Annotated in this window: 5 protein-coding genes and 1 pseudogene; 4 read left to right on the top strand and 2 right to left on the bottom strand. The window is 65.6% G+C overall.

Features of this window, described 5'->3' with window-relative positions; genetic code table 11:
• Positions 1-250: transposase (locus FLM69_RS11045; RefSeq protein ID WP_181743515.1), on the bottom strand; the 250-nt coding region annotated here is incomplete at its 3' end.
• A 128-nt stretch (positions 251-378) separates the two neighbouring features.
• Here FLM69_RS11045 and FLM69_RS11750 point away from each other — a divergent pair.
• The 4 genes from FLM69_RS11750 (at position 379) to FLM69_RS11065 (ending at position 3,769) form a co-directional block, all read left to right on the top strand.
• A complete protein-coding gene (locus tag FLM69_RS11750) occupies positions 379-1,011 on the top strand; it encodes a VOC family protein (RefSeq protein ID WP_141844245.1) in 633 nt (210 codons plus the stop codon).
• 152 nt (positions 1,012-1,163) lie between these two features.
• Positions 1,164-2,282, top strand: a complete 1,119-nt coding sequence (locus FLM69_RS11055; protein ID WP_141844247.1) for a hypothetical protein — start codon at positions 1,164-1,166, stop codon at positions 2,280-2,282.
• Between the two features lie 96 nt (positions 2,283-2,378).
• A complete protein-coding gene (locus tag FLM69_RS11060; RefSeq protein ID WP_141844249.1) occupies positions 2,379-2,645 on the top strand; it encodes a hypothetical protein in 267 nt (88 codons plus the stop codon).
• A 113-nt stretch (positions 2,646-2,758) separates the two neighbouring features.
• On the top strand, positions 2,759-3,769 hold the full coding sequence (locus FLM69_RS11065; protein ID WP_141844251.1) for an IS481 family transposase: 1,011 nt from the start codon (positions 2,759-2,761) through the stop codon (positions 3,767-3,769).
• 667 nt (positions 3,770-4,436) lie between these two features.
• On the opposite strand, the pseudogene FLM69_RS11070 reads toward FLM69_RS11065, so the two are convergent.
• Positions 4,437-4,739 (bottom strand): annotated as a pseudogene (locus FLM69_RS11070) (helix-turn-helix domain-containing protein); the annotation flags it as partial.
• Positions 4,740-4,858: the final 119 nt, after the last annotated feature.

Here is a 4,858-nt window from a genome sequence, read left to right on the forward strand (position 1 = left end):
ATCTGAGCTTGGGGATGGCCACGTCCAGGGTGCCGACCCGGGTGTCCAGGTCCCGGTGGCGGTACCCGTTCCGCTGAGCAGTGCGCGAGGAGCTGGGCTTGCCCCATTCGGCACCGACCACCGCGTCGGCATCCGCGGACAGCAAGGTGTTGATCATGGTCTGCAGCAGATGGCGCATCATGTCCGGGGACGCTTCAGACAGGGCTTCTCCGAGCAGGCCGGCAGGGTCGAGAATATGAGGAGCGGTCATCGTGATGACTCCATTCGAGGATTCTGTGGAAGGTTGACTCGACGGATCACACGGTGGCCGCGTCCACGTCTGAGACGACACGCCCGACCACCGGGCGCTACACCACTATGCGGGACTCAACTGATGCCATGCATAGCGATCCAGCCCACGTCCCCGAACTCGCCGTCACGGACTGCGAGGCCTCGCTGATCTTCTGGCGCGACCATCTCGGGTTCTCAGTGCTCTATGCCCGGCCCCCAGAAGGCTTCGCCTACCTCACCCTGGGCACCGCGCATCTGATGCTCGACCAGATCGGCCTCGGCCGCACCTGGGAGGTCGCACCGCTGACCCCTCCGCTGGGCAGGGGGATCAACCTGCAGGTCTCCGTCCTCGATCTGGACGCACCTCTGGAACGACTCACGGCCAGCGGACGGCCCCTCTCCATGGCCCCGGAAGAGAAGTGGTATCAAGTCGGGGATCAGGAAGCAGGGGTGCACCAGTTCCTCGTCCAGGACCCCGACGGCTATCTCGTCCGGGTGCAGTCCTCACTCGGACGGCGGCCCGTCCCCCGGCCAGCACCTCGAGCAGGAACCCTCGTAGCGCGGAATCCGGCAGCGCAAGGTGTTCGACGTCGTCGGCGCAGACCCAGCGCAGCGGATCGTGTTCCGCAGCATCGCGTCGGCTGGCCAGAGCAGCCCACCCCTAACGGAAGGCACTCTCGCCTCACTTACACCACCCAGCGGCTCGTCCACTCGGGACAGTCCCTTCGATGTGTACTCTGAGTCCATGCACACGCAGCAGCGATTTACAGACCCCCGGCCGGGACATGGCCGCGGGGTCTTCCGAGTGCGCCGATAGTGCATAGGTCTCCGCAGGCACGGCCGGGGGAAGCACATCTTCCCTGCCAGTCTGCAATCCCTACGGAGACCACTTCATGTCGCACGACAATTACCTGACTGCTGACCAGATCCACCGCGCGCTCACAATGCGCGATTTGACCGATGCCGCCCGCGGCGAGCACGCCATGCAAGTCCTCTTGCAGTCAGTCGTGGACGCCCTGCAGGCCAAATGGGGCAGCACCGTCCGAACCGTGCGGACCACCCCGATCGTGCCGGTGAGGGAGAACTATGACCGCCTCGGCTACGACCCGGCCGACGTGACCCGGAACCAGCGGTATACCCGGTATATCAGCCCTACGGTGATGCTCCGCAGCCACACCAGTTCCGGACTCCCCACCGCGCTCGAACACTATGCAGGGCAGTCCCACGTGGACGAGTTGATCGTGGCACCCGGCCTCGTCTTCCGACGAGACGCCGTCGACCGCAGCCACGTGGGCGAACCCCACCAGGTGGACCTCTGGCGCATTCGCCACACGCCTAACACCGACGATGCCGACATGCTCGCCATGATCGCCCGGCTCGTGGACGCCGTGCTGCCTGGGGCCAAGTGGCAGGTGACCGACGCGCGCCACCCCTATACCGTCGGCGGCCGACAGATCGACGTGCTCCACAACGGCGAATGGCTCGAACTGGCTGAGTGCGGACGCATCCATCCCGAAGTCCTGCGTGGCTCCGGCCTCGACCCGAAGGAGTGGTCCGGCCTGGCCCTCGGCATGGGTCTGGAGCGAGCGCTCATGCTGCGCAAGGGCATCCCCGATATCCGCTATCTGCGTGCAGAAGACCCCCGCATCGCGTCCCAGATGCTCACCCTTGACCCGTGGCACCACGTCTCACCCTTGCCGGCCTCCCGGCGGGACATCTCCATCGTCGTGGCCGCCGAAGAGGATGAGGAGACACTGGGGGATCGCATTCGCATGGCTCTGGAAGATGATGCTGACGTGATCGAATCGGTCGAGGTGCTCAGCCGCACCGCGCACGATGAACTCCCCCCGGCTGCGCGGACGCGGCTCGGCACCCGTCCTGGGCAGGACAACCTCCTCGTGCGGATCATCCTGCGGCCGATCGACCGGACACTCACGTCAGATCAGGCCAATGAGATCCGCAACGTCATCTACCGCGCTGTGCACGAGGGGCCGGTGATGGAGATCATCTGAGGGGCAGGCCCGAGCCTCGAGCGGTGAGCGTCCGGCCTTTACTTTTCACACCAGTCACCCAAGCCACCCTGGTTCAACGCATTCACCGCGTGCTCTGTGCACTGTCTGCTGCATCTCGACAACGGGCCGATGTTGGAACGAGTTGCGGCGGCCAGTGACGATGCTCGGTTCTACGCCTTCGATCTGACCTTCGAGGAGACTGCCCGCCGGCACGCGATGCGTCCCGAGGCCGCAGAGTTTTCCGCTGACGAGATGGTGGCGTGGTACCACGGCTGGCAGCCACTGCCCTTTGTCGATGAACATCGCATCACCGCGACTGAGCCACCGGACCAGATCGCCACTCGCATCCTGCACGGTGCTTAGTTGTTGTGGGTCATGAGGTTCTTGCCACGAGGCGCCGGCTGAGATGAGACGAGTGGGCCTCTCCCGCAGGATGGAAGTTCCTACACCACCCATCCGCGCAAAGAGACCCACTCATGACTCACGCTAATGCACCCCTGACTCCCACCGGCCGTCTCAGGATGGTCCACCGCCACCTGCACGACGGGATCCCGCAGGCACACGTGGCCGCCGAGTTCCGCGTCAGCCGCCCCACGGTGGCCACCTGGGTGGCCCGCTACCGCGCCGAGGGCGAGGCCGGGCTGCTCGACCGGCCCAGCCGGCCGCGCCGTTCACCTGCCCAGCTCGATCCGGTCCTGGTCGCCCAGATCCACGCCCTGCGGCGGGAGCGCAAGTGGTCCGCACGGCGCATCCATCACCACCTCGTCTCCGAGGGCCACCGGGTGTGTCTTCGTATCGTGGGACGGTGGCTGCACCGACTCGGGATCTCCCGCCTACGGGACCTGACCCCGGCCGGAGAAGACCTGCGCCAACAGCCGGCCCAGAGGATCACCGCCCGCGGGCCGGGGCACATGGTGCACCTGGATGTGAAGAAGATCGGGAAGATCCCAGACGGGGGCGGCTGGCGCACCCACGGACGTGAAAGTGAAGCAGGCCGTGCTTCCAAGCGTGGTGCCGGCCGGCGGGTCGGCTACACCTACCTGCACTCGGCGATCGACGGGTACACCCGGCTGGCCTACACCGAAGCGTTGGAGGACGAGCGGGCGGCCACGACCGTGAGCTTCTACTGCCGGGCGAGGGCGTTCTTCGCCGCCCACGGCATCACCGTGGACCGGGTGATCACGGACAACGGAAACAACTACCGGGCTGCGGACTTCACCCGGAAGGTGGTCTCGCTCGGGGGCCGGCACCACCGGATCCGCCCATACACCCCGCGCCATAACGGGAAGGTCGAGCGGTACAACCGGCTGATGGTCGACGAGGTCCTCTACGCCCGCCCGTATACCTCAGAGACGGCCCGGCGTGAGGCCCTGCAGGTGTGGGTGAACCACTACAACTACCATCGGCCTCATACCTCCAGCGGGGACGCCCCGCCGGCCTCGTTGGCCCCGGCACGAGTCAACAACGTCATGACCTCTTACAACTAGAACCATGTGGAGGCCGACGGAGTGATCGTGGATCTCGATCGGTTGCCCGGGGGCGTCCGCGAGCAGAACGGTGAACGGCAGTCGCGAATCTCGCTCTGGAGGGGACGCCTTATGCATGACACCCGGTCCCCTGGGAGATGAGCAGATAGCCGTCAGCTATCACGTCATAGCTGTGCCTCTGATCTAACGCCGCCGTTCGAGACTCGGTGAGTGCCATGGTGCTGGCGCCTCGCTTCCCCTGTCATGCCGACCTGTAGGAAATCGGTCGATCTGTTGACAGTCTCACATGGGACGTCCACATGACCGCAGGCGGGGCGCATACTGTCAAAAATCTGTGCAGAGGACGCCTCTAGCGTGGCCGTTATTTGCGACACCATTTCTTTGCGTGCCCGCGCCCAGGGTGATGGGGGCTGCTGTCACGCGGCGGTGAGCTGCAATCCTGGCAGTAGCCCCCCGGTGATAGCTCGACCGCCCGAGGCATGCGCTCGCGTGCACGAACGCGAGGGCATCGAAGCAGCGCGCATGTGCGCGGTCGACCGCGCACCTGCGCGCTATGGGTCAGGCAACCCCTGAAGGTCGACCCTCAACCCCTGGGTGCCAGCCAGCTTGTGGATGTGATGGCTTGGTGGCGGGTTTCTGTGATCGCTCAGTGGCGGTGCAGGCGCGGTCAGGTGTCGGTCGTGGTGCGGCGCAGCTCGCGGTAGATGGTGGTGCGGGAGACGTTGAACAGCTCGGCCAGCTCGGCTTGGGTGTGCTCGCCGGCGGCGTGCAACGTCAGCAGGTGCTTGCGCTGAGAGGGCGAGAGCTTGGGCTTCTTGCCTTTGAGTTTGCCCTTGGATCTGGCGATGGCCATGCCTTCGCGGGTGCGCAGGCGGATGAGGTCCGCCTCAAACTCGGCCACCATGCCGAGCACGTTGAACAGCAACCGGCCGACGGCGTCGTTGGGGTCGTAGACGCTGCCTCCTAGGGCGTGTTGCTAAAGGATAGTAGTCAGCCAATGCAGTGTCGCGGCGAGGCAGAGCCCGGCGTGATAGTTCCGGGCGTACTTGTCCGAGCGCATCGCGATCCCTCGCCACTGCTTGAGCCGGT

Origin of the sequence: Micrococcus sp. R8502A1 (assembly GCF_006704135.1) — a bacterium.
In the GTDB taxonomy this organism is placed as follows: domain Bacteria; phylum Actinomycetota; class Actinomycetes; order Actinomycetales; family Micrococcaceae; genus Micrococcus; species Micrococcus luteus.